The 23,699-nt window shown below is 72.7% G+C and carries 27 protein-coding genes and 1 tRNA gene; 15 read left to right on the top strand and 13 right to left on the bottom strand.

Annotated elements, in window-relative coordinates; genetic code table 11:
- Positions 1 to 16 precede the first annotated feature (16 nt).
- A complete protein-coding gene (locus AVP42_RS10200) occupies positions 17 to 709 on the bottom strand; it encodes a response regulator transcription factor (protein ID WP_067948682.1) in 693 nt (230 codons plus the stop codon).
- Positions 710 to 863: 154 nt separating this feature from the next.
- Between AVP42_RS10200 and folP the strand changes: the two genes are divergently transcribed.
- From folP to AVP42_RS10185, 3 genes are all read left to right on the top strand, one after another.
- Complete coding sequence (folP, locus tag AVP42_RS10195; protein ID WP_157356792.1) at positions 864 to 1,748, top strand: dihydropteroate synthase; 885 nt, start codon at positions 864 to 866, stop codon at positions 1,746 to 1,748.
- Positions 1,745 to 2,506 (top strand): pyrimidine reductase family protein, encoded by a 762-nt coding sequence (locus tag AVP42_RS10190; RefSeq protein WP_067948679.1) that lies wholly within the window; start codon positions 1,745 to 1,747, stop codon positions 2,504 to 2,506. The genes folP and AVP42_RS10190 overlap by 4 nt, the downstream gene beginning before the upstream one ends.
- A 98-nt stretch (positions 2,507 to 2,604) precedes the next feature.
- On the top strand, positions 2,605 to 3,309 hold the full coding sequence (locus AVP42_RS10185) for a Pr6Pr family membrane protein (protein WP_082847165.1): 705 nt from the start codon (positions 2,605 to 2,607) through the stop codon (positions 3,307 to 3,309).
- Between the two features lie 55 nt (positions 3,310 to 3,364).
- Here the strand turns inward: AVP42_RS10185 and AVP42_RS10180 are convergent, their stop codons facing one another.
- From AVP42_RS10180 to AVP42_RS10170, 3 genes are all read right to left on the bottom strand, one after another.
- Positions 3,365 to 5,005 carry a DNA repair helicase XPB gene (locus AVP42_RS10180; RefSeq protein WP_067948675.1) on the bottom strand — a complete coding sequence of 547 codons (1,641 nt, stop codon included), beginning with the start codon at positions 5,003 to 5,005 and terminating at the stop codon, positions 3,365 to 3,367.
- A 69-nt stretch (positions 5,006 to 5,074) separates the two neighbouring features.
- Complete coding sequence (locus tag AVP42_RS10175) at positions 5,075 to 6,940, bottom strand: helicase-associated domain-containing protein (RefSeq protein ID WP_067948673.1); 1,866 nt, start codon at positions 6,938 to 6,940, stop codon at positions 5,075 to 5,077.
- Positions 6,941 to 6,943: 3 nt separating this feature from the next.
- On the bottom strand, positions 6,944 to 7,219 hold the full coding sequence (locus AVP42_RS10170; protein WP_067948671.1) for a hypothetical protein: 276 nt from the start codon (positions 7,217 to 7,219) through the stop codon (positions 6,944 to 6,946).
- A gap of 106 nt (positions 7,220 to 7,325) precedes the next feature.
- Here AVP42_RS10170 and AVP42_RS10165 point away from each other — a divergent pair, with 106 nt between their 5' ends.
- Together AVP42_RS10165 and AVP42_RS10160 are read left to right on the top strand one after the other, a co-directional pair.
- Positions 7,326 to 7,706, top strand: a complete 381-nt coding sequence (locus tag AVP42_RS10165) for a cold-shock protein (protein WP_067948668.1) — start codon at positions 7,326 to 7,328, stop codon at positions 7,704 to 7,706.
- Complete coding sequence (locus AVP42_RS10160; RefSeq protein WP_082847159.1) at positions 7,699 to 8,403, top strand: DUF3027 domain-containing protein; 705 nt, start codon at positions 7,699 to 7,701, stop codon at positions 8,401 to 8,403. Before AVP42_RS10165 ends, AVP42_RS10160 begins: the two co-directional genes overlap by 8 nt.
- On the opposite strand, the gene AVP42_RS10155 is transcribed toward AVP42_RS10160, so the two are convergent.
- Together AVP42_RS10155 and serC are read right to left on the bottom strand one after the other, a co-directional pair.
- Entirely contained in the window at positions 8,392 to 8,661 is a 270-nt protein-coding gene (locus AVP42_RS10155) for a DUF2530 domain-containing protein (protein ID WP_067948667.1), read from the bottom strand. The two genes, AVP42_RS10160 and AVP42_RS10155, sit on opposite strands and share 12 nt — an antisense overlap.
- 10 nt (positions 8,662 to 8,671) lie before the next feature.
- Positions 8,672 to 9,787 carry a phosphoserine transaminase gene (serC, locus tag AVP42_RS10150; RefSeq protein ID WP_067948665.1) on the bottom strand — a complete coding sequence of 372 codons (1,116 nt, stop codon included), beginning with the start codon at positions 9,785 to 9,787 and terminating at the stop codon, positions 8,672 to 8,674.
- A 159-nt stretch (positions 9,788 to 9,946) separates the two neighbouring features.
- Between serC and AVP42_RS10145 the strand changes: the two genes are divergently transcribed.
- The 5 genes from AVP42_RS10145 to AVP42_RS10125 all read left to right on the top strand — a co-directional run bounded on the left by AVP42_RS10145 (position 9,947) and on the right by AVP42_RS10125 (position 14,084).
- Positions 9,947 to 10,735 (top strand): metal-dependent transcriptional regulator, encoded by a 789-nt coding sequence (locus AVP42_RS10145; RefSeq protein ID WP_082847158.1) that lies wholly within the window; start codon positions 9,947 to 9,949, stop codon positions 10,733 to 10,735.
- 248 nt (positions 10,736 to 10,983) lie between these two features.
- Positions 10,984 to 11,817: a C40 family peptidase gene (locus tag AVP42_RS16700; RefSeq protein WP_067948663.1), complete on the top strand. Its 834-nt coding sequence runs from the start codon at positions 10,984 to 10,986 to the stop codon at positions 11,815 to 11,817.
- Between the two features lie 339 nt (positions 11,818 to 12,156).
- A complete protein-coding gene (locus AVP42_RS10135) occupies positions 12,157 to 12,654 on the top strand; it encodes an HNH endonuclease (RefSeq protein ID WP_067948660.1) in 498 nt (165 codons plus the stop codon).
- Between the two features lie 256 nt (positions 12,655 to 12,910).
- On the top strand, positions 12,911 to 13,687 hold the full coding sequence (locus tag AVP42_RS10130) for a CHAP domain-containing protein (protein WP_157356791.1): 777 nt from the start codon (positions 12,911 to 12,913) through the stop codon (positions 13,685 to 13,687).
- 325 nt (positions 13,688 to 14,012) lie between these two features.
- A tRNA-Arg gene (locus tag AVP42_RS10125) sits at positions 14,013 to 14,084 on the top strand.
- A 15-nt stretch (positions 14,085 to 14,099) separates the two neighbouring features.
- Here AVP42_RS10125 and AVP42_RS10120 read toward each other — a convergent pair.
- On the bottom strand, positions 14,100 to 14,354 hold the full coding sequence (locus AVP42_RS10120; protein WP_067948657.1) for a hypothetical protein: 255 nt from the start codon (positions 14,352 to 14,354) through the stop codon (positions 14,100 to 14,102).
- Between the two features lie 182 nt (positions 14,355 to 14,536).
- Here AVP42_RS10120 and AVP42_RS10115 point away from each other — a divergent pair, with 182 nt between their 5' ends.
- Complete coding sequence (locus AVP42_RS10115; RefSeq protein ID WP_067948647.1) at positions 14,537 to 14,881, top strand: ATP-dependent DNA ligase; 345 nt, start codon at positions 14,537 to 14,539, stop codon at positions 14,879 to 14,881.
- Positions 14,878 to 15,156 (top strand): hypothetical protein, encoded by a 279-nt coding sequence (locus tag AVP42_RS10110; protein ID WP_067948645.1) that lies wholly within the window; start codon positions 14,878 to 14,880, stop codon positions 15,154 to 15,156. The genes AVP42_RS10115 and AVP42_RS10110 overlap by 4 nt, the downstream gene beginning before the upstream one ends.
- A gap of 19 nt (positions 15,157 to 15,175) precedes the next feature.
- Here the strand turns inward: AVP42_RS10110 and AVP42_RS10105 are convergent, their stop codons facing one another.
- The 3 genes from AVP42_RS10105 to AVP42_RS16425 all read right to left on the bottom strand — a co-directional run bounded on the left by AVP42_RS10105 (position 15,176) and on the right by AVP42_RS16425 (position 16,038).
- Positions 15,176 to 15,535, bottom strand: a complete 360-nt coding sequence (locus AVP42_RS10105; RefSeq protein WP_067948643.1) for a hypothetical protein — start codon at positions 15,533 to 15,535, stop codon at positions 15,176 to 15,178.
- A 78-nt stretch (positions 15,536 to 15,613) separates the two neighbouring features.
- Complete coding sequence (locus AVP42_RS10100; protein WP_067948641.1) at positions 15,614 to 15,880, bottom strand: hypothetical protein; 267 nt, start codon at positions 15,878 to 15,880, stop codon at positions 15,614 to 15,616.
- Positions 15,877 to 16,038, bottom strand: coding sequence for a hypothetical protein (locus AVP42_RS16425; protein WP_157356789.1), 162 nt, complete (start codon positions 16,036 to 16,038; stop codon positions 15,877 to 15,879). The genes AVP42_RS10100 and AVP42_RS16425 overlap by 4 nt, the downstream gene beginning before the upstream one ends.
- Positions 16,039 to 16,215: 177 nt before the next feature.
- Here AVP42_RS16425 and AVP42_RS10095 point away from each other — a divergent pair, with 177 nt between their 5' ends.
- Positions 16,216 to 17,283, top strand: a complete 1,068-nt coding sequence (locus AVP42_RS10095) for an ATP-dependent DNA ligase (protein ID WP_067948639.1) — start codon at positions 16,216 to 16,218, stop codon at positions 17,281 to 17,283.
- Between the two features lie 10 nt (positions 17,284 to 17,293).
- Here AVP42_RS10095 and AVP42_RS10090 read toward each other — a convergent pair whose 3' ends face one another.
- The gene (locus AVP42_RS10090) at positions 17,294 to 17,797 is read right to left on the bottom strand and encodes an Lrp/AsnC family transcriptional regulator (protein WP_231878603.1); all 504 of its coding nucleotides are present in this window, start codon (positions 17,795 to 17,797) and stop codon (positions 17,294 to 17,296) included.
- A 129-nt stretch (positions 17,798 to 17,926) separates the two neighbouring features.
- On the opposite strand from AVP42_RS10090, the gene ald reads away from it, so the two are divergent.
- A complete protein-coding gene (ald, locus tag AVP42_RS10085; RefSeq protein WP_067948637.1) occupies positions 17,927 to 19,027 on the top strand; it encodes an alanine dehydrogenase in 1,101 nt (366 codons plus the stop codon).
- A 107-nt stretch (positions 19,028 to 19,134) separates the two neighbouring features.
- Here the strand turns inward: ald and AVP42_RS10080 are convergent, their stop codons facing one another.
- Together AVP42_RS10080 and AVP42_RS10075 are read right to left on the bottom strand one after the other, a co-directional pair.
- Complete coding sequence (locus AVP42_RS10080; RefSeq protein WP_067948635.1) at positions 19,135 to 19,425, bottom strand: metal-sensitive transcriptional regulator; 291 nt, start codon at positions 19,423 to 19,425, stop codon at positions 19,135 to 19,137.
- Positions 19,422 to 19,736 (bottom strand): rhodanese-like domain-containing protein, encoded by a 315-nt coding sequence (locus AVP42_RS10075; protein WP_067948633.1) that lies wholly within the window; start codon positions 19,734 to 19,736, stop codon positions 19,422 to 19,424. Before AVP42_RS10075 ends, AVP42_RS10080 begins: the two co-directional genes overlap by 4 nt.
- A gap of 94 nt (positions 19,737 to 19,830) precedes the next feature.
- Between AVP42_RS10075 and AVP42_RS10070 the strand changes: the two genes are divergently transcribed.
- Entirely contained in the window at positions 19,831 to 23,586 is a 3,756-nt protein-coding gene (locus AVP42_RS10070) for an ATP-binding protein (RefSeq protein WP_067948631.1), read from the top strand.
- Positions 23,587 to 23,699: the final 113 nt, after the last annotated feature.

Below are 23,699 nucleotides of genomic sequence, written 5' to 3'. Positions count from 1 at the left end.
CTGTACCGGCGCTGGGCTACGGCTTCGACGACTTCAGCATGTAGCCGAAGCCGCGCTTGGTCTGGATGAGCGGCTCGGAGGAGTGCTGGTCGAGCTTGCGGCGCAGGTACGAGATGTAGCTCTCGACGATGCCGGCGTCGCCGTTGAAGTCGTACTCCCAGACGTGGTCGAGGATCTGCGCCTTGGAGAGCACCCGGTTCGGGTTCAGCATGAGGTAGCGCAGCAGCTTGAACTCGGTGGGGGAGAGCTCGACCGGGGTGTCGCCCACGAGCACCTCGTGCGTGTCCTGGTCCATGGTGAGCTCGCCGGTGCGGATCACCGCGTCCTCCTCGGCGTGCATGGTGCGGCGCAGGATGGCGCGGATGCGCGCGACGATCTCGTCGAGGCTGAAGGGCTTGGTGACGTAGTCGTCACCGCCGACGGTGAGGCCGGTGATCTTGTCCTCGGTGTCGTCCTTCGCGGTGAGGAAGAGGATCGGCGCGGTGTAGCCGGCAGACCTCAGGCGCTTGGTCACGCCGAAGCCGTTCATGTCGGGCAGCATCACGTCGAGGATGATGAGGTCGGGCTCCTCCTCGAGCACCGCGGAGATCGTCTGCGCGCCGTTGGCCACGGCGCGCACCGCGAAGCCGGCGAAGCGGAGGCTGGTCGTGAGGAGATCGCGGATGTTGGGCTCGTCGTCGACGATGAGGATTCGAGGTCCGTCGCTCATGCCCCCGATTCTCCTGCGCGTGGGCTGGAACTTGGCTGGGAATCGCTCGAACGGGCGACGAGCGGATGCCATGAGCGCCGTCCGGGCGCTCCGGGCGTGGGAGACTCGCGTCATGGCGCGTGAAGAGACCGGCGCAGGTCCGGGGGAGCCTCCGATGACGGCCGTCGGTCGTCGCCGGATCGGCCCGCGCGAGTTCGACTTCTCGCGTCAGGTCGCGGTCATGGCGATCGTGAACCGCACGCCGGACTCGTTCTACGACCGGGGTGCCACGTTCGAGCTGGACCGGGCGGTCGCCGCCGCGCACGCCGCCCTCGACGAGGGGGCCGACTGGGTCGACATCGGCGGGGCGAAGTTCGCGCCCGGTCCGCCCGTGCCCGTCGACGAGGAGGCGGACCGGGTCGTGCCGGTCGTCGCGGCGCTCGCGGGTACGGCCGCGGTCGTCTCGGTCGACACGTTCCAGCCCGAGGTCGCCCGCCGCGCCATCGACGCGGGCGCGCACGTCATCAACGACACCACCGGCATCCACGACCCCGCCATGGCCGACGTCGTCGCCGACAGCGATGCCACGATCGTCATCACCCACAGCCGCGCCGCGCCGCGCACGCCGCACCCCGCGCCGACCTACGGCGACGTGGTGGCCGAGGTGTCGACGTTCCTGCGGGAACGCATCGACCTCGCGCTCGCGCACGGGGTGCCGCCGGAGCGGATCGTGATCGACCCGGGCCACGACCTGAACAAGAACACCCGGCATTCGTTGGCGCTCACGCGGAGGCTCGACGAGATCGCGTCGATCGGGCCGCCCCTGCTCGTGGCGCTGTCGAACAAGGACTTCGTCGGCGAGAGCCTGGGTCGCCGCGACCGTCGGGACCGCCTCGCCGGGTCGCTCGCCGCCGCCGTGTACTGCATCGGCCGGGGCGCCCGCATCGTCCGGGTGCACAACGTGCGCGAGACCGTCGACGCGGTCCGCATGGTCGAGGCCATCGAGGGGTGGCGCGAGCCCGCGTTCCTCGAGCACAACATGCCCGGCGGCGTGGCATGAGCGCCGCGGCATCCGTCGGCCCCGGCCGGGCGCGCTTCGACGCCGACCGCATGCACGCCGCCTACGCGGTCGACGTGGTCGACGCGGGCGCGCCGGGCGCCGAGGCGTTCTGCCGCGTGAACATGGTCGCGAGCCTCGACGGCGCGGCGACGCTCGGCGGACGCAGCGGCAGCCTCGGCGACCACGAGGACCAGCGACTGCTGTCGGTCCTCCGCTCGCACGCCGACGTGGTGCTCGTCGGCGCCGGCACGGTCGAAGCAGAGGGCTACGGCGGCGCCGCCGTGGTCGACGCGGATGCCGCATGGCGGACCGCGCGCGGCCGCGAACCGCAGCCCAGGTTCGCCGTGGTCTCCTCGCGGCTGGGGCTCCCGCCGCGGCATCCGTTCTTCACGGACGCCGTCGCGCGACCGCTCGTCGTCACGTCCGAGCACGCGCCCGCCGACCGCCGCGCGGCGCTCGCGGAGGTCGCCGACGTGATCGTCTCGGGCGAGCACCGCGTCGACCTGGGAGGGGCGCTCGACGAGCTGGCCGCTCGCGGCATGCCGTCCGTGCTCTGCGAGGGCGGTCCCGGCCTGTACGGCGCGCTCGCCGAGGCCGACCTCGTCGATGAGACGTGCCTCACGCTCAGTCCGACGATCGTCGCGGGCGACGCGCCGCGCACGGCGTCGTCGGCGCACGAGGTCGCCCGCCGCATGCGCCTCGTGCACGCGATCGCGGGGGAGCGGATGCTGTTCCTCCGCTACGGCCGGGCCGGTTGACAGTGGCCGGGCGCGTGCCTAGATTCGGCCTGCGGCGCGCGCGGCGACCGCTCGACGAGGAGGGTGACCGGGTGGCGATCGAGGCGTCGGAACAGGCGATGAGCGACCCCGGGACGCGCGAGGAGCGTCGCGTGAACGTGTGGGCGACCCCGCAATTCTGGTGGCGCGTCGCGATCGTCGTCGTGGTGCTCTGGGGACTCATCGCCGCGGAACGGCGCCTGGCGTACTTCACGACGCAGAGCAACGTCATCGTCTTCGGCTACTACGCCGCGGCGCTGTACTGGATGGTGCGGCGCGCCACGACGGCGACACCCGCACCGCGCCTGCGCGGCGGCGTCACGGTCTGGATCCTCACGACCATGATCGTGTCGCACGTGCTGCTGAACGACCTGGCGAATCCGATCCCGGGCCTGTTCGTCGAGGACCCGCGCGAGCAGCTGTCGGAGCGGGCGCTCTTCGCGGTGCACTACGTGGTCCCCGTGATGGTGCTCGTGGACTGGGTGCTGTTCGGGCCGCACCGCGTCGTCCGCTGGCGCGACATCGGATGGTGGGTGCTGTACCCGTTCGCGTACGGGATGATCTTCCTCTGGCGCGCCCTCGCGCTGCCGGAGGTCCCCGACCGCTTCCCCTACCCGTTCCTCGACACCGACGAGCTCGGCGCGCTCGGTTCGTTCGTGGCGATGCTCGAGGTGCTCGTGTACATCTCCGTGCTCTCGGCGCTCGTGATCCTGCTCGATCGGCTCGCCTGGTGGGTCGGCCGGCGCGCCGGGCGCGGGCGTGCCGACCGCGTCGACGAGACGTAGCGCGCCTCACCGGAGAAGACGCAGCGGGCCCCGACCGGCGGATGCCCGCCGAGCCTCAGGCCGCCAGGGCGTGCGCGTCGAGGATCGTGTACGAGTAACCCTGCTCGGCGAGGAAGCGCTGCCGGTTCTGCGCGAAGTCCTGGTCGACCGTGTCGCGCGCGACCAGGGTGTAGAAGTTGGCCGAGAGACCCGACTCCTTCGGCCGCAGCAGGCGTCCGAGTCGCTGCGCCTCCTCCTGCCGCGAGCCGAACGAGCCCGAGACCTGGATGGCGACGGTCGCCTCGGGCAGGTCGACCGAGAAGTTCGCGACCTTCGACACGACCAGCACCGGCGTGGTCCCGTCGCGGAACTCCTGGAACAGCCGCTCGCGCTCGTCGACCGGAGTCGCGCCGGTCAGCTGGGGTGCGCCGAGCGCGTCGGCGAGCTCCTCGATCTGGTCGAGGTACTGGCCGATGACGAGGATCCGCTCGCCCGCGTGCCGCGCCACGAGTTCCTTCACCACTCCGAGCTTGGCCGGCGCGGTGGCCGCCAGCCGGTATCGCTCGTCGTCGGCGGATGCCGCGTACGCGAGCCGCTCGGACTGCGGCAGGTCGATGCGCACCTCGTAGCAGGCCGCGGGGGAGATGAAGCCCTGCGCCTCGATCTCCTTCCACGGCGCGTCGAAGCGCTTGGGCCCGATGAGCGAGAAGACGTCGCCCTCCCGCCCGTCCTCGCGGACCAGGGTCGCGGTCAGCCCGAGGCGGCGGCGCGCCTGCAGCTCGGCCGTGAGCTTGAACACCGGCGCGGGCAGCAGGTGCACCTCGTCGTAGACCACGAGGCCCCAGTCGAGCGCGTCGAGGAGCGCGAGGTGGGCGTACTCGCCCTTCCGCTTCGCCGTCAGGATCTGGTAGGTCGCGATGGTGACGGGCTTGATCTCCTTGACCTGGCCCGAGTACTCGCCGATCTCGTCGGCGGTGAGCGACGTGCGCTTCAGCAGCTCGTCGCGCCACTGCCGCGCCGACACGGTGTTCGTGACGAGGATGAGCGTCGTGGTCTTCGCGGTCGCCATCGCGCCCGCGCCGACGAGGGTCTTGCCCGCGCCGCACGGCAGGACGACGACGCCCGAGCCGCCGTCGAAGAAGTTGTCGACGGCCTTCTGCTGGTAGTCGCGCAGGTGCCATCCGTTCTGCTCGAGGTCGATCGGATGCGGCGTGCCGGGCGTGTAGCCGGCGAGGTCCTCGGCCGGCCAGCCCAGCTTCACGAGTTCCTGCTTGAGCTGCCCGCGCGCCCACGCCTCGACGAGGAAGCTGGCCTCGTCGATGCGTTCGGTGAGCAGGGGCGCGATGCGCTTGGCGCCCGCGACCTCCGTGAGCACCGCGAGGTCGTCGCTGCGGAGCCGCAGTGCGCCGTCATCCGTGCGGTCGACCACCAGCCGGCCGTACCTCCCGACCGTCTCGCGCATGTCGACGGCCACGGTCTGCGGCACGGGGAACTTCGCATACCGCTCGAGCGTGCCGAGCATGTCCTCGGCCGTGTGTCCGGCCGCGCGCGCGTTCCACAGTCCGAGCCGCGTGATGCGGTACGTGTGGATGTGCTCGGGCGCGCGTTCGAGCTCGGCGAAGATCGCGAGGTCGTGCCTCGCGTCCTCGGCGAGCGGGTGCGCCACCTCGAGGAGCACGGTGCGGTCGCTCTGGACGATCAGGGGGCCGTCTGACATAGCGGACCAGTCTATGCCCGGATCCTCCGAGGTCACCCGGAGCGGTCGCCTCGGCGCCTCGACGCGGACTCAACTGCCGGCGGGCGCCGGAGCGACCGCGGCGATCGCCGAGATCGGGAGGGTGCGCTCGATGTCGGCCTTGCGGTCGCGGGCGCGCAGTCGTCCGTTCGCGACGCTCGCGGGCGCCAGCAGGTAGTCGGCCGTGTCGCCGCCGGGCATCCGCACGGTCACGGTCAGGGTCTCCTTCGCCCGGGCCGCGGCCTCGAGCTGGCGCGCGAGCCACGCCTGCTCGGTTCCCCCGCCCGCGTCGGCCTCGGCGATCCGGTCGAGCAGGTCCTCGATCGGATCGGAGCGGGGCGCCGCAGCCGGGACGTGGCCCACGTGGTGGCGGCGCAGCCGGATGATGCGGCCCTGCGCGTCCTCCGCGGCGACGGGGTAGCGGGCGTCGCTGAGACCCCAGAACACGACGTCCGGCGGGAAGCGGGACATCAGGCGGTGCGGCCCGGCCTGGCGCAGGCCGAGCGCCGAGAGCGACTGGTCGACCGCGAGGGTGCCGATCAGCTGCGCGTCGTCCGAGCGGACGGACGAACGAGCGGGGGCGTCGGAGGCATCCGCCGCGCTCACCCGCACGCTGCCGAATCGCGCCGCCGACTCGCCCACGAGGTACTCGAGCGGCTGCGGGATGCCGGTCAGCGAGATGGACTCGAGGAACGAGCGGATGGATTCGGCGGTCTCGCCCGCGGCGAGTGCGCGATTGACGGATGCCGCGGTCACCCGGTAGCTCGAGGCCAGGTCGCGCCCCTCGACGTCGGCGAAGCCGCGCAGCCGCGCGTCGAGCGACGGCTCGAGGGGGCCCGGCGAGACGATCGTCAGGTCGTGCTGCACGTAGACGCGGTCGACCTGGTGGGGGAAGTGCCGCGCGAGGCGTTCGGCCGCGCCCGTGAGATCGCCCGCGAGCACGAGACGCGCCGTCTCGACGGGCTCGCCCGCGACCGCCAGGCCGAGCGCCTCGGCGTCCTCGAGCAGTCGATCGAGGCCGTCGGCGAGCCAGCGGCCGCCGCCGGGGTAGTACCAGGTCGCGTCGTCGCGCACCGAGCTCGCGCTGAGCCCCTCGCTGCGGCGCACGACGAGGTCGCGCAGCGCGGCCGGGATGCGTTCGCGCCACGACTCGGCGAGGCGGGTCCAGCGCGCCGCGGTGGCGTTCATCGCCCACTCGGCGCCGCGGTCCGACTCGAGCCACACGGGACCGTCTCGCATGACGAGGCCGGCCTCGATGGCGCGACGGACGAGCCGGGGGAGCTCGGCGAGGTCGACGCCGGTCGCCTCGGCGAGTCGCTTGGCGTCGGGCAGTGCGAGCCCGCCCTTCGCGAGTTCGCGCGCGGGCTGCGCGGCGAGTCCGGCGAGCAGCTCGGCGGTCGCGGCGACCGTCGCGTACGCGGCCTCGGCCGCGCGACGCTCGAGCAGGCCGTGGTCGGGGCGGTCGGCCCGCACGGCCACCGGCGGTGCGGGCGCGGCGAGCGCCTCGGCGTCGGGCAGGTCGTCGCCGAGCCGTGCGGCCAGGCGGGCGCGCACCTCGCCGGGCACGTGCACGCGGTCACCGTCGCGCAGCGCGAGCAACGAGGCATCCAGCCGGTCGAGGGCGGATGCCGCGTCATCCGCCAGCGGCTCGGCGGCGCCGAGCCGAGCCAGCTCGGCGTCGACGAGGGCGCTCGAGGTCCACCCCGCGTCGTCGGCGGTGGCGGCGCTCGCCGCGAGGACCGCGAGGGTCGGTCGCTCGAGGCGGTCCAGTGCATGGTCGATCGAGTCGTGCGAGGTGATCGCCTCGGCGAGGTCGAACAGGTCGCGCACGCCCGCGGCGTCGAATTCGCGGGTCCGGAGCGCGTCCGCGAGCCGCTCGCGCTGCAGCGCGCGGAGCCTCGCGGCGAGCACCAGCATGTCTCAGTCGGAGCCCTGCCGGGACTCCCTCGACCGGCGGACGCCGTTGACGATGAGGAGTGCGATGAGAAGGAGGAACCCGATGGGGAGCCCGATCAGCGGCAGCACCAGCACGAACGGCCAGATGCCCTGGCTGAACCCGTCGTCGGCGCCGACGCCGGCGAGCGTGCCGAACATGACCGCGAGGAACGCGATGATCGACAGGCCCACGGTCGCCGCCACCATGTAGGCGAGGATACGCTCGACGCGCTGGTCGGCGATGGGACCCTGACTGCTCACTCGTCCAGAATAGGCCCAGCCGCCCCGCTCGCGTGCGGGACCTAGACTGGAATCCGACGTCGCCGCGGTTCCGGCGCGCCCCCACGACAGAGCGAGGTTCATTCGTATGCCCACCGGCAAGGTCAAGTTCTACGACGAGGAGAAGGGGTTCGGCTTCATCCAGGGCGATGACGGCCAGGAGGTCTTCCTCCACGCCTCGGCGCTTCCCGCCGGAGCGACCGTCCGCTCGGGCAGCCGCCTCGAGTACGGCGTCGCCGAGGGCAAGCGCGGTGCGCAGGCCCTCTCGGTCCGCGTCCTCGACGCGCCGCCGAGTCTCGCGCGCCTGAACCGCAAGCCGGCCGACGACATGGCGGTCATCGTCGAGGACCTCGTGAAGGTGCTCGACGGCATCGGCGCCAACCTCAAGCGCGGCCGCTACCCCGACAACGCGCACAGCCGGAAGATCGCGGCGCTGCTGCGGCGTGTCGCGGACGAGCTGGATGTCTGACGCACCCGAGCTCGAGCCCGCCGGCCCGGACGAGACGGCCGAGCAGGCCCCGGCACCCTCATGGGCGCCCGACGAGGTGCTGCTCGGTTCGGTGGCGCTCGCGCAGCGCGCGCTGCTCGAGGTGACGGCACCGGAGACCGTCGGCTCGGTGATCGGTCACGTCGCCGAGGGCGAGCACGTGCTCTCGCTGCACTTCGCGGCCGACCTGACCGGGTACCCGGGCTGGCACTGGAGCGTCACGCTCGCGCGCGTCGAGGACGGCGAGCCCACGGTGCTCGAGACCGAGCTGCTGCCCGGCGAGCGCGCGCTGCTCGCGCCGGAGTGGGTGCCGTGGTCGGAGCGACTGGCCGAGTACCGGGCCGCGCAGGCTGCGGCGGCCGAGGCCGCGACGGGCGACGAGGTCGACGGTGACGGCGACGGATCGGGCGACGACGGCGACGCCGGGCCCGACGACGCGGATGCGACGGACGACGGCTACGACGACGCCGATGACGATGCGGACGACGCCGACGACGCCGCGGCCGACGACGACGAAGACGTGTTCGACGGGATCGACATCGACGCGCTCGCCGACGACGCCGACGCTGACGACGCAGCCGTGGACGACGACGCGGCTGACGACGACGCAGCTGACGACGACGCCGCTGACGAGGCAGTCGTCGACGACGAGGCGGAGACGCCCGGCTCAGTCGACTGAGTCGCGGTCGGCCGGGTCGCGCCGGCCCCGACGGCGCAGCTGCACCACCGCGAGTCCGACGAGGCCGAGGGCCACGCCGATGATCGCGGCGGTGACGAACCAGCCCGCGCCGATCGAGTCGAGCCAGTCGCGCATCACCAGGGCGACCACGAGCACCACGGCCCAGGCGGCCGTGCCCGCCAGCAGCGCCTTGCGCGCATCGGTCCGGACCGGCGCCGGATCGGGACGCCGCTCGGACTCCCTGAGCCACAGCCGCATGGCCGAAACCCTATCGGGCCTGCTCGAGCACCCAGTCGAGCGACGCCGTGAGGGCCCGCACGTCGTCCGGCTCGATCGCGGTGAACGTCGCCACGCGCAGCTGGTTGCGGCCGAGCTTCCGGTACGGCTCGGTGTCGACGATGCCGTTCGACCGGAGCGTCTTCGCCAGGGCCGCGGCATCCGTCGACTCGTCGAAGTCGATGGTGACGACGACCTGCGAGCGGTGCGCCGGGTCGGCGACGAACGGGCTCGCGACCTCGCGCGACTCGGCCCAGTCGTAGAGGACGCCCGACGACTCGCGCGTGCGCGCGTCGGCCCAGGCGAGCCCGCCGGACGCGTTCATCCACTCGAGCTGGTTCTCGAGGAGGAGCAGGGTCGCGAGTGCGGGCGTGTTCAGCGTCTGGTCGAGGCGCGAGTTGTCGACCGCGTTCTTCAGCGAGAGGAACTCGGGGATGTACCGCTCGGACGCGGCGATCCGCTCGATGCGCTCGATGGCGGCCGGGGACATGATCGCGAACCAGATCCCGCCGTCCGAGGCGAAGTTCTTCTGCGGCGCGAAGTAGAGGACGTCGAACTCGGCCGGGTCGACGAGGACCCCGCCGGCGGCGCTGGTCGCGTCGATGACCGTGAGGGCGCCCTCGTCGCCGTGCACCCGGCGCACGGGCGCCTGCACGCCCGTGGACGTCTCGTTCTGGGGCCAGCCGTACACGTCGACGCCCTCGACGGGCGCCGCGTCGGCGCGCGAACCGGGTTCGGCCTTCCGCACGTCGGGTGCCTCGAGCCACGGGGCGGCGGCGGCCTTGGCGAACTTCGCGCCGAACTCGCCGAACGAGGCGAGCTGCGCGCGGCGCTCGATCAGCCCGAACGCGGCGGCATCCCAGAACGCGGTCGAGCCGCCGTTGCCGAGCACCACCTCGTAGCCGTCGGGCAGGGCGTACAGGTCGGCGATGCCCCGGCGGACGCGGCCGACGAGCTGCTTCACCGGCGCCTGCCGGTGGGACGTGCCGAGCAGGCGCGGGCCCACCTCGGCCAGGTGCGCGAGCTGCTCGGGCCGCACCTTCGACGGTCCGCAGCCGAAGCGGCCGTCGGCGGGCAGGAGCGACGAGGGGATGACGAGCTCAGGCATGGTCCGATCCTACGGCGAGCCCCGTTCGCCATGGCGGCGGATGACGCGGGCCCGGACCGTCGCGGTGTCGGATCCGGCCGCTCCCCGTGCCGGCTCCCGGTCCGGCGGGGACAAGTAGGCTTGTGGGTCGGACGCGCCCCATGGCCGAGGAGGAGTGAGTTGACGGATCTCATCGACACGACCGAGATGTACCTGCGCACCATCCTCGACCTCGAGGAGGAGCACATCGTGCCGCTGCGCGCCCGCATCTCCGAGCGCCTCGGGCACTCCGGGCCGACCGTGTCCCAGACCGTCGCCCGCATGGAGCGCGACGGGCTCGTCGTCGTCTCCGGCGATCGCCACCTCGAGCTCACGGAGGCCGGGCGGAGCAAGGCCGTGCACGTGATGCGCAAGCACCGGCTCGCCGAACGGCTGCTCGCCGACGTCATCGGGCTCGACTGGGAGTACGTGCACGACGAGGCCTGCCGGTGGGAGCACGTCATGAGCGAGCAGGTCGAGCGCCGCCTCGTCGAGATCCTGGGCAACCCGACGCACTCGCCGTACGGCAACCCCATCCCCGGCCTCGAGGAGCTGGGTGTCGAGCCCGCCGCGCCGTTCATGTCCGGGGTGCGCAACGTGCTGACGGCCCTCGACGAGGGGTCGGGCCGCGCGACGGGCGTCATCCGCCGGCTGGCGGAGCCGGCCCAGTTCGACCCCGAGCTGCTCGCCCGGTTCAAGGGCGCCGGGATCCTCCCCGGTGCGGTCGTCGAGTTCCGCCGCGAGGGCGACCTCGTCGTCGCCGAGGCCGCCGGGCACGAGGCGCTGCCGATGCCGGTCGGCATGGCCGGCCACCTCTTCATCGGCGATGCGGGCGCCGCGCCCGAGGCGCCAGACGCGGGCTCGGCCCGCGCCGAGCTTCCCGGCGCCGCTCCGCGCGTGGTCTCGGGCACCGCGCTCGAGCACGGTTGACCGGGCTCCCGCGCCGCTGATCCGCGGCGTCCGGGGCGCCTGCGGAAAGCGATTCCGCCGCTCCGTGATCGAAATGTGACAATCGGCCGAGCGTCGCGTATCCTCGATCGAGTCCGCCGGCGCCAAGCCAGTCGGCGGAACAGGGTCGAGACGCCTCCGGTGCCCACCGCTCGCCCCCGATACCCGTGACGCGCCCCCGGCGCACAAGGTGGGACGATGCTCCGGCGTCGTGGGGCGGAGGACACGTTTTGGCTCGATTCCCCCGGCGCTCCCGCGCGACCACTTCCCCCAAGCCCCCCATCCGAACCGCTCTCGTCCGCCGCGAGACGCCCTCGGCGCCCGTCGGCACCGAGACCGCGCCGGCGCCGGTGCGCCGCGAGCACCGCTCGCTCGGCCGCCGCATGCGCTCCGGCGGCGCGAAGAACGTCGTCGTCATGGCCGTCGCCGCCGGCCTCGTGGGCACGTTCGCCATCCCGGCGTACGCGTTCGCCCCCGGCACCGACGGGATCCAGTTCGGCGCCACCGCCGAGACGCAGCTGACGAAGGCGCAGCCCCAGGCCGTCGACGTGGCCGACGACGTGATCGCCGCGCCGCTCTCGCAGGACGGCTACGACGCCGTCTCCGGCGAGGAGATCCGCGCCGCCGAGGAGGCCCGCGCCGCAGAGGAGGCCCGTCAGGCCGCCGCCGCGGCGATGACCTCCTACGCCGCCGAGGCCAGCCAGTACGCTCCGGCGCAGGTGTCCGGCGCCGCGAGCCCGTCGGCCGTCTTCTCCGTGGCCCAGCAGTACCTCGGCGTGCCGTACGTCTACGGCGGTGCGACGCCCGCGGGCTTCGACTGCTCGGGCCTCGTCAAGTACGTCTACGCGCAGTTCGGCATCGACCTCCCGCACTCGTCCACCGCGCAGGGCGCGGCGGGCACGCAGATCCCGCTGTCCGAGGCGGTGCCGGGCGACCTCGTCGTCATGTCGGGGCACATCGGGTTCTACGCCGGCGACGGCCAGATCCTGCACGCCCCCTACGAGGGCACCGTCGTCCGGATCCAGCCGATCTGGACCAGCGACTACTGGATCGTGCGCATCTGACGCGTGAACGACGCATGAAGCGTGATGCGAAATGGCGTGCCGGGAGGACCCGGCACGCCATTCGTGTCGTAGCCTTGGGTTCTGACGATCCGAATACCGGGTAGGGGAAGTCGATGGTCGTTCCGCGCAGCAGCACCCATTCCGCGGGTGCGCGCGCGCTCTACGACCAGCGACGCGGCAGTCAGCCGAGTCGCGACTGCGCCGGGATGCCGACGGGCACTGTCTTCACGACGGTGCCCGTTTCGCGTTTCCGGGGGAGTGCGCTCCGCCCCGCGGCATCCGTGTCGTCGATCCCTTCACGCGGCTGGAAGCCATCCAGCACCGATCGAAAGGCACGTCATGCGCACCCTGGTGCTGAACGCCGGATATGAGCCCCTCGCCGTCGTCTCGTTCAAGAGAGCGCTGCTCCTCGTGATGAACGAGAAGGCCACCGTCATCCTCCACGACGAGGGCAATCCGGTGCACGGTGCCAACGGCGACTGGGTCCGCCCCAGCGTGATCCTCCTGACCCGGTACGTGCGGACCCCTCGGGTCCACCAGGTCCCCGTGAGCCGCCGCGGCGTGCTTCGGCGCGACGAGCACCGGTGCGCCTACTGTGGCAAGTCGGCGGCGACGATCGACCACGTGCTCCCGCGCTCCCGCGGCGGCCGCGACACCTGGGAGAACCTGGTGGCGTGCTGCCTGCGCTGCAACAACGCCAAGGGCGACCACACGCCGGCGGAGATGGGCTGGGACCTCCGCATCACGCCGCGGATGCCGCACGGACGCGGCTGGGTCGTGCGCGGATTCGAGCGCCCCCTGCCGCAGTGGAGCGACTTCCTCGGACAGGCCGCCTGACGCCGCCCGACCTCGCGGCACGCCGCGACGGGGACGCTGGCACGGCTCGGAGCCGTGCCCTATGGTGGTACGAGTCCGGAGCGACCCCCCTCTCCGCGACCTGTACGCCTCCCGCATCCGGAGCCCTCCGGACGCGGGTCCCGGAGGTTCACGACCCTTGAACGGTGACGACGCGATCGGCCAGCCCCCCACCCGGCCGAGACGGCGGACCGAGCGACGCCCCGGCGTCCGGCGAGTCCGCGACGACGCCCACCTCGTGCCGGCACGGCCGGCCGCAGCGCCGGCTGCCCGCCGCGCTCGCCGCAACGGCCCGGCCCGGGTCGCGGCCACCGTGCTGATCGTGCCCGCGCTCGTCGGCACGCTCGCACTGCCGGCCTACGCGTTCCTGCCGGGCGGCCGACTGCCCGGCGGGCCGACCCAGTTCAGCCTGTCGGTGGCCGAGGCCCAGGCGGTCGAGGTGTCCGTCAATGCCGGCGGGGCGACGCTGTCCACCGACGGCTACGCGGTCACGACCAAGGCCGAGATCGACGCCGCGGCCGCGGCGGCCGCCGAGGCGGAGGCCGAGGCTCGCGCCGCAGAGCTCGCCTCCCGGGCAGCCACGGGGGACTACGCCCGGGTCGCGCAGCAGGCCGAGGGCGACGACTACCCGTGGTGGTACGAGACGCCCGACGACTACGGCGGCGGGCTCTCCCCGCTCCGGTACTACTACCGCGAATGCGTCGACTTCGTCGCGTGGCGGCTCAACCGCGACGCGGGCGTGTACGGCGCGCCGTGGAAGTGGGACTGGTCGAACCTCGCCTCCGGCAGCGCCTGGACGTGGGCCGACTCGTGGCGTTCGAAGGGCTGGCCGACGAGCAGCGAGCCGGTGGTCGGCGCGGTGGCGTGGTTCCCCTACAACCACGTCGCGTACGTGCAGGCGGTGAACGGCGACGGCACGGTCACGATCGAGGAGTACAACTGGAACTCCGACCACTCGTACCACCGGCGCACGATCTCGGTCGGCGACGCCCTGTACCTGTATCCGCCCGCCTGAGCCGGCGTGCGCCGACCGGCGACCGTGCGACATCATGGCGAATCGCGGTACGGAACTTGGACGTTCCGGCCAATGACCTCGCCGGCCGCGGGCGGTTAGCCTGACCGGCATCCCCCACGGAAGAAGCAGGTGACCGCGATGACGCAGCCCTCCGACGACGACCGGACCGACGAGATCGCCTTCGTCGACGAGCTCGCCCCGGCGACCTCCGCGATCGTCGTGCTCGGCTACAACTGAGCGACGTCGACGCTCCGGTCCGAGGCGCGCGCGTGCCACCCTGCCCGGGCCGCCCGGCCCGCACGGGGCCGGTAGACTCGTGCGGTCAGCCTCTGTAGCTCAATGGAAGAGCAGTTCCGTCCTAAGGAAAGGGTTGGGGGTTCGAGTCCCTCCAGGGGCACCGATCCGGTGCGGCTCAGCTGCGCAGGAGCCGCAGTCGGGTCGCCGTGGCATCCACGGCGTCGTCGAAGGTGTCGTAGCGGTACATGACGCCCGGGCGCGGCCGCATCCAGAGCATCTCGAACCCGTCCTGGGCCGTCGTGATGTAGCCGACGATCCGCTTCGTCTCCCCGTCTCGGCGTGAGTCGCACACTCGCCAGGTGGTCGGGGTCAGCGGGACCACCTCGACGACCGGTCGGGCCGTCGTGCCGTGGTGCGTCGTCATCGTCATCACCCTCCTCGGCTGGGACGCGGGTGCATCCCTCCCCATCCTTCCTACGCGACCTCGGGCACCCGGGCCAGAGGCTTGACACCGGCGGAGCGGCGAGGCAAGCCCCTGTCTTGGGACTCCACCGGGCGATATCCTTGCCACACGGGACCGGCGTGGGCCCGGAACTGAGCGCGGAGGTACTCGTGGGAAAGCTCACGTACGACTCGACGCTCGGCGTCGACTTCGACGATCGGGTGCTCGCGCACCTGCAGCTCGTGATCGGCGCGAAGCTGCGTCGCGGCGAGTCCTTCTACTTCAGCTGGCGCGACGATCCGGCGATCGGCGACGGGCGCAGCACGCTCTGGCTCCATCCGCGGATCTCGCTGGTGTTCAAGTACGCCGGGGGCCGGCAGCCGTCGATCAACCGCGCCTGGGTCGATGCGCTCATGTCCACCGCGAACTCGCCGGGAGGTCTCGTCCTCGTGCCCGAGCCCGAGGCGCGCACCGAGCACGATTCGGCGAACCACGCGGGAGGGAACGAATCGTGAAGCGGGTCAACATCATGTACGACGGCGCGCAGTACTCCGTGGGCCAGGCCGACGTCGAGGCCCTCAAGGCGGCCATCGAGGAGGCGTTCGCCACGGGCACCCCGCGGTGGATCACGGTCAACTTCGGCGAGGGGCGTCCGCAGCCGGCCGACCTGCTCGTCGGACCGGGCATCCCGGTCAGCATCATCCCGATTCCGTCGGACGACGGGGACGGGGACCCGGCGCGGCGCGGCGAGGTGTCCGATCGGTCCGACACGCCGCTCGAGGTCGACTGACGGCACGCCGTCGAGCCGGTCAGGTGATAGGCGGCCAGTCGAGGGCGTCCGTGTCGCCGTCGTCGATGAGGTCGTCGGGCCCCGTCGCGCCGATGACCGGGCGCGTCGTCTCGAGCGCCGTGGTCGCGATCCGGAGCGCCGTGACGAGGTCCTCGTCGACGAGCTCGTCGAGGTCGGACTCGATCGGCTCGGTGACCAGCTGGCTGGAGGGTCCGATGAGCATGTGGGCGCGGCTCGTGCGCCCGTCCGCGACGCGGACCGGGATGTCGACGGATGCCGCGGTGCGACGCGCCGCGAGCGCCGCGGCGTAGTCGACCACCGCGCCGGCGATGTCGCTCCCGGTCAGCAGCACGCCCCCGGCGTAGTGGATCCGCTCCATGCGTACAGGTCTATCCGCCTCCGATCCGACGCGACAAGATCTTGCGCGAGCCGGGGTCGGCGTGTTCTCATGCGCCCATCAGGTCCAGTCGACGGCGTGCACCCATCCGGCGATGTACGCCCGCTCGTTCGGGCCGAGGCGGACCCCGGACCGGGGCACGGGCCGGTCGTCGAGCTCGCACAGGTCGTAGATGCGCCGCACCACGCTCATGCGCAGCGGTGCGGTCGGGTGCTCGAGGATCTCCCGCTGGAGCGGTGCCTCGAGCATGGGCCACCAGATCCCGATCGACGGAAGCGGTCCCTCCGCGGTCGGCGTCTCCTGGTCTGGTTCGAGTAGCGACGTCATTGTGCTGGCTCCTCGGTGATCTCGCCGGATTCGTCCTGCACGGCGACTTGTTCGTTCGGATCCGCGTCCTCTTCGGCGCGGGCATGGCGTTCGGCCTCGGCGACGGCGGCGTCGAGTTCGCGCTCCGTCTCCGGGTCGCCGCTCTGCGGGTCGGACATCGTCATCCCCTTCTCGGCGGCAGGTCGGCACCCCCCGTGCGCGACCGCCGTCTTCGACGGTACGCGGTGGGGACATCCCCGGGGAGTCCCTTGACCGTTCGAGAGGCGGATGCTACCCGGCCCGGTGTCCCACGTCGACGGCTGCGCGGTGACGCACCCAGGGCGCATGATGGTCGGATGGACCTGCCGGTGATGCCGCCCGTGAAGCCGATGCTCGCCAAGTCGGTCAAGGAGATCCCGGATGTCGGCCACGTCGAGCCGAAATGGGACGGTTTCCGCACGATCGTCTTCCGCGACGGCGAGGAGGTCGAACTCGGAAGCCGGAACGAGCGACCGATGACCCGGTACTTCCCCGAGCTCGTCGACGCGCTGCGCGCCAACCTGCCGGAGCGCTGCGTCGTCGACGGCGAGATCATCCTCGTCCGCGACGGCCGACTCGACTTCGACGCGCTGCAGCAGCGCATCCATCCGGCGGCGAGCCGCGTGCGTCTGCTTGCCGAGCAGACGCCCGTGTCGTTCGTCGCGTTCGATCTGCTCGCGATCGGCGACGACGATCTCACCGGGCGCCCGTTCTCGGAGCGGCGGGCGCGGCTCGAGGAAGCGCTCGCCGCGGCATCCGACCCGGTCTTCGTGACGCCGTCGACGGGCGACCCGGTCGAAGCCCGCGACTGGTTCGAGCGCTTCGAGGGGGCGGGGCTCGACGGGGTCGTCGCCAAGCCGCTCGATGGCACGTACGAGCCGGACCGCCGCACGATGTTCAAGATCAAGCACGAGCGCACGGCCGACTGCGTCGTCGCGGGGTACCGCTGGCACAAGTCCGGCGACGTCGTGGGTTCGCTCCTGCTCGGGTTGTACGGCGCCGACGGCCGGCTGCAGCACGTGGGCGTCGCGGCGTCGTTCCCGATGGCGCGACGGCGCGAACTCGTCGATGAGCTGGCTCCGTTCGTGGAGGAGGACCTGTCGCGGCATCCCTGGGGGGAGTGGGCCGACGAGGAGGCGCATCGGACGGGCCGGATGCCGGGCGCGGTGAGCCGATGGAGCGCGGGGAAGGACCTCTCGTTCGTGCCGCTCCGTCCCCAGCTCGTCGTCGAGGTCGCCTACGACCACATGGAGGGGGACCGGTTCCGTCACACCGCCCAGTTCCGCCGGTGGCGACCGGATCGCACGCCCGAGAGCTGCACCTACGACCAGCTCGAGGCGCCGCAGGGGTTGGACCTCGGCGAGATCCTGCCCGTCGGCACCTGAGCGCGCGCGGTCAGAGCACGGTGCGCAGCCCCGCGGAGTTCGCCGTGTGGTGCTCGAACACGAGGTTGGTCTCGGTGAGGGCGACGGCGGGATTCGCGGAGAGGTTCTTCAGCACGAACTGGCGCACGTGCTCGCTGTCGCGGACGCGCACGTGGATGAGGAAGTCCTCGCTGCCGCCGAGGAAGAACAGCTGCGCCACCTCGGGCTCGCCGCGCAGTTCGTCGGAGATCTGCTCCATGAGGTGCCGGGCCCCGGGGCGGATGCGGACCGAGATCAGCGCCTGGAGGGTGTAGCCGAGAGCCGCGGGGTTGATCTCCGCGGTGTAGCGCGTGATCACGCCGCGCTCCCGCAGCGCTCGCACCCTGGCGAGGCAGGTCGACGGCGAGACGCCGACCTCGCGGGCCAGGTCGACGTTGGGGATGCGGGCGTTCGCGTGGAGTCGCGCGATGATCTGCCGGTCGATGTCGTCGAGGACGACGCGGGCGGGTTCGCTGAACTGCGGCAGATCGGTCACGGCCGAGCCCTCCTTCGAACTTTCGAGACGGATGCCGCAAGTCTACCGAACGACATGCGGCTTCACTTCCGTTCCGGCGAACGACAGGCGACGATGGAAGGACCAGTCCACACAGCATTCGGAGAAACCATGCACATCGGCGTGCCCGCTGAGGTCAAGAACAACGAATTCCGCGTCGCGATGACGCCGGCCGGAGCGCACGCGCTCGCCCAGCGCGGTCACCGCGTCGACATCCAGGCCGGCGCCGGCGCCGGCGCCGGCTACCACGACGACGAGTACCGCTCCGCCGGTGCCCACATCGTGGAGACGGCCGCCGAGGCGTGGGCGGCCGAGCTCGTGCTGAAGGTGAAGGAGCCGGTCGCCTCCGAGTACGGCTACCTGCGCGAGGACCTCACGCTCTTCACCTACCTGCACCTCGCGGCCGACCTGCCGCTGACGCGCGCGATCCTCGACTCCGGCGTCACCGCGATCGCCTACGAGACCGTGCAGCTTCCCGACCGCTCCCTGCCGCTCCTCACGCCGATGAGCGAGGTCGCCGGTCGCCTGGCGCCGCAGGTCGGCGCCGCCGAGCTGCACGCCTCGAAGGGCGGCCGCGGCGTCCTGCTGGCGGGCGTGCCCGGCACCGCCCCGGCGAAGGTCCTCGTGATCGGCGGCGGCGTCGCCGGCGAGCAGGCCGCCGCGACGGCCCTCGGCCTCGGCGCCGACGTCACCGTCATGGACATCTCGCTGCCGAAGCTCCGGGAGCTCGACGCGCGGTACGAGCACCGCATCAAGACGCTCGCGTCGTCGCCCTACGAGATCGCGCGCCAGGTCCGCGACGCCGACCTCGTCATCGGCGCGGTGCTCGTGCCCGGCGCGGCGGCGCCGAAGGTCGTCACCGACGAGATGGTCTCCACCATGAAGCGCGGTGCCGTGCTCGTGGACATCGCCATCGACCAGGGCGGCTGCTTCGAGGGTTCGCGCCCCACCACCCACGCCGAGCCGACGTTCCGCGTGCACGAAGCCATCTACTACTGCGTCGCGAACATGCCGGGCGCCGTGCCGGCGACGTCGACGCCGGCCCTCACCAACGCGACCCTGCCGTATGTGCTGAAGATCGCCGACCGCGGCTGGGAGGCCGCGCTCGCCGACGACGCGGCACTGGCGAAGGGGCTGAACGCCACGGCCGGCAAGCTGACCAACGAGGGCGTCGCCAAGGCGCACGGACTCGAACTGTCCTCCCTCGTCTGACGCCGGGGCGCCGATCCGGCGCACCCTCGGGCACGCGACGGCCGCCGATCGGAGATCATCGATCGGCGGCCGTCGTCGTCGCGGGGCGAACCGGCCGGGGCCCGCGGTCAGGACAGCGAGAGGAAGAGCTTCTCGAGCTCGTCGAAATCGAGCCGGTCGCCCTCGCCGGCGCCCTCCGGGTCGGTCGCGCAGTCGCGCATCGCCGTGGAGATCACGGCGAACCCGGCGCGATCGAGGGCGCTGGAGACGGCGGCGAGCTGGTTCACGACGGTGCGGCAGTCGGCGCCGGACTCGACGGCCTCGATCACGGCGTTGAGCTGGCCGCGCGCGCGCTTCAACCGATTGGCGATGCGGCGCTGGGCGTCGGACTTCGGAGTGGACTCCGAGGCGATGCTCATGCGATTCCTCCGATCGTGACGGGCAGGCCGGTGCGGTGCCACTCGGCGATGCCGCCCTCGACGTTCACGGCCTCGATGCCCTGGGCGTCGAGGTAGGCGGCGGCGCGGGCGCTGCGCCCGCCCGCGTGGCACATGACGTGCACCGTGCGGTCGCGCGGGACCTCGTCGAGGCGGTCGACGAGGGACCCGAGCGGGATGTGGTGCGCGCCCTCGACGCGGGCCTGCGCGACCTCATCGGGTTCGCGGACGTCGAGGAGGTAGAGGTCGGCGGCGGCGTGCGCCTCGGCGGGGGTGGTCGACTTCACAGGCATACCCCGATGGTATTTCATACCCCGTGGGTATTCAAATAGCGCCGTGCGCGGCGATGCTCCGAGCGATCCGGCAACCGGGCCGTATGGTGTCGGTGTGCAACGGCTCGATCGGAACGACAGCGGGGACGGGTTCCTCGAGGACGAGGCCGAGGACGCCGCCCCCGGCTCGCCGGGGCCCTCGGCCTTCCATCGCGACCCCGCGGCGCCCCACGCGGTGTCCGTCGGCGAGCCCGGCGTGACCGCGTCGAACATCGCGGAGCCCAGCTGGCGTCGCTGGCATGCGGAACTGCGCGAGCTCGGCGGCCGGTCGCCGCTCATCCACTTCGACGACTCGGCGCGCACGCGCATCGAGCTCTCGACGACGCACCCGGGCGGCCTGCCGCAGTTCATCACGGGCAACTCCACACTGCTGTCGAGCCTGATCCGCGACGAGCTCGCCCTCCGCAACGCCCGGCTCGCCGCCGCCGAGATCACGCAGAAGGGCATCGAGCTCCGGTCGGTGCGCGGCATCGAGTCGGTGCACCTCGCGATCGGCCTCGCCTCGTGGCACGACCAGGGCGAGGACTTCCTCGCGCCCGTGCTGCTCCGGCCCCTCGCCATCCGTCGGTACGGTCGCGACTTCGAGCTGAAGCTCAAGGGCCAGCCGTTCCTCAACCCGGCCCTCGCGCGCGAGCTCCACGACCGCTTCCAGATCACGCTCGACGCCGACGCGTTCGTCGCGCTCGCGATCACCAACGGCGTCTTCAAGCCCCAGCCCGTCATCGACCGGCTTCGCGGCCTCACCTCCCACCTGCCGCACTTCCACGTCGCCCCGCGCCTCGTCGTCTCCTCGTTCGCCGAGGTCGGCCCGGCCATGGGGGCGGATGCCGCGCGGCTCGAGCATCCGGTCATCGACGCGATCGCCGGCAACCCCTCGGCCCGCACGGAGGTCGCCCGGCCCCTCGAGCCGCCGCGCATCGTCCCGCAGGACGAGCGCCCGCCCTCGACCGACCGGCTCCTCCTGGACGCCGACGCCGAGCAGGAGCAGGTCATCGCGCGGATCGAGCAGGGCGCCTCGCTCGTGGTCAAGACGCTCCCGGGCACGGGCGGCACCCAGACCATCGTCAACGCGATCGGCGCGCTCGTCTCCAACGACCGGCGCGTCCTCGTCGTGGGCGCCCGCCGCGCGAGCCTCGACGGCATCGCGCACCGCCTGGGACAGGTCGGGCTCGGCGGGCTCGCCGTGACCACCTCGGGCCTGCGCCGCGACCTCATCCAGTCGATCTCGCGCAACGAGAAGGCCGAGCAGCCGCGGATCGCGGACGTCGACGACGCGCTCGTGCGGCTGCGTCGCGTGCTCCTCGACTACCGTCACGCCCTCACGCGGACCGATCCCGAGCTCGGCGTCTCGGTGCTCGACGCCCTCACCGCGCTGGCCGGACTCGCCGCGCTGCCCACGCCGCCCGACACCACGTCTCGACTCGATCGCGACTCGCTCGTCGCGCTCGCGAAGGGACGGGAGGCCGCCGCGGCCGACCTCGTGCGGGCCGCCACGCTCGGCGAGTTCCGCTACGGCCCCGGGGACTCGCCGTGGTACGGCGCCTCGTTCGAGACCTCCGAGGAGGCGTCGGCCGCACACGAGCTCGCGAAGCGCCTGAGCAGCACCGACGTGCCGCGACTGCTCGAGCGGGCCCGGCAGCTCATCGGGCAGACGCGGCTGCGGCAGTTCGAGTCGGTGGCCGAGCTCGGCGTGTTCCTCCGGCTGCTGCACGACGTGCGCGACACGCTCGACAAGTTCCTCCCGGCGGTGTACGACCGTCCGCTCGGCGAACTCATCGCGGCGACCGCGCCCCGGCGCGAGACCGGTATGTCGGGAACGAACCGCCGGCGGCTGAAGCGACTCGCGCTCGAGTACGTGCGCCCCGGGGTGCACGTCGGCGACCTCAACGCGGCGCTCCGCGGCATCCAGCAGCAGCGCACGCTGTGGCACCGGTACTCCGAGGCGGGCGCCGTGCCCAGCGTCCCCGTCGGCCTCGACGACGTGCACGTGGCGTTCCACACGGTCGCGTCCGACCTGCAGGCGCTCGACGTGCCGCTCGGGCTCGACGGCACGCCGCGCCGCCTCGCGGCCCGGCCGCTCCGCGACCTCGAGGCCACGCTCGTCGGCCTCGCCGCCGAGTCGGAGGTGCTGCACAACCTCCAGGAGCGCACCGCACTGCTGCAGCGTCTGCGCGACCTCGGCCTCGACCCGCTCCTCGTCGACCTGGCCCGTCGGCACGTTCCCGAGCACCTCGTGGCATCCGAGCTCGACCTCGCCTGGTGGCAGTCGGTCCTGGAGACGATGCTCGGCTCGGACCGTGCGCTGCTCGGCGCGAACACGACGGTGCTCGATCGCCTCGAGGCCGACTTCCGGCTCGTCGACGACGCGCACGCGTCGGCCGCCGGACCGCTCCTCGCGTGGCGCCTGTCCGAGGCCTGGCGGGTCGCGCTCGTCGACCATCCCGACGAGGCCGAGCGACTGCGGCGGATGCTGCGGGGCGACCGGGTCCGGCCCGACCGCCTGCACCGCGAGGCGCCGCACCTGTTCCGCGCGCTCGCGCCCGTGTGGTTGTCCTCGCCGTACGAGGTGCCCGCGATCGACGACGCCATCCCCTTCGACACGGTCATCCTCGTCGACGCGGGCGCGACGACGATCGCCGAGAACCTGGGCGCCATCCGACGCGCGACGCAGGTCGTCGCGTTCGGCGACCCCGTGACGCAGACGCCGACCCGCTTCGAGACGGCCATCCGCAGCGAACCCGACGGCGCGGCGCATGCCGACGACGTCGACGCCCTCCACGCGGACTCGGCGCTCGCCCGGCTCGCCGACCTCCTGCCCACGCTGACGCTCACCCGCAGCTACCGAGCGGGCGGCGAAGACCTGGCCGAGCTCGTCAACCGGCGCTTCTACGGCGGGCGCATCGTGTCGATGCCCTGGGCGGGGAGCTTCCTCGGCCACGGCAGCCTCGGCCTGCACTACGTGCGGGGCAACGGCCTGCCGGATCCCGTGACGGGCACGGTCGAGAGCCTCGACGCCGAGGTGGGCAAGGTCGTCGAGCTCGTCATGGAGCACGCCGTGAAGCGGCCCCGCGAGTCGCTCATGGTGATCACGGCGAGCGCCCGCCACGCCGCCCGCGTGCACCAGTCGGTGCTCGCCGCGTTCGCCAAGCGCACCGACCTGTCGGACTTCATCCTGCGCGACCGCGCGGAGCCGTTCACGGTGCTCACGCTCGAGCAGGCCGTCGCCCAGAGCCGCGACCGGGTCATCTTCTCGATCGGGTACGGGCGCACCCCGCACGGCCGGTTGCTGTCGAACTTCGGCTCGCTCGGCGAGCCCGGGGGAGAGCGCCTGCTCGCGGTCGCGATGACCCGCGCCCGGCGGTCGATGGACATCGTGTCGGCGTTCCGGCCCGAGGACATCGACGACGGCCGGCAGCGGCACGGCGTGGTGGCCCTCGCGAGCGTGCTCTCGCACACGGAGGAGCAGAAGGACGGCCTGCGCGACCGCGGTCGCGGCGACCCCATGCTCGTCGACCTCGCGACGCGGCTCGAGCGGCGCGGCATCCGGGTGAGCGTCGGACACCGCGGCACGCTGTCGCTCGCGGCGGCGCACGCCGGCCGCGCGGTGGTGGTCGAGACCGATCCGGCGCTCGCCGGGCAGAGCCTCCGCGAGTCGCTGCGCCTGCGGCCCGACGTGCTGCGCCGACTCGGGTGGCACTACCTGCGCGTGCACAGCTTCGAGCTGTTCGGCGACCCGGAGTCGGTGGCCGAGCGGGTTGCCGCGGTGCTCGGGAAGGCGCAGGCGGAGCCGGCGGAGGCCGCGGCGAGCTGATGGGCACGGGCGACGCGAGCGGGCGCGACGACGACCGCCCGGCAGCGGGCGTTCCGGCGGATGCCGCGAGCCCGCGTCAGCGCGTCGTCCGCGCCCGCGGGGCGCGGCGGGCC

Origin of the sequence: Agromyces sp. NDB4Y10, assembly GCF_001620055.1 — a bacterium.
GTDB lineage: Bacteria > Actinomycetota > Actinomycetes > Actinomycetales > Microbacteriaceae > Agromyces > Agromyces indicus.
The sequence above is the reverse complement of the archived record's forward strand: the minus strand, read 5'-3'. Positions and strand labels throughout refer to the sequence as shown.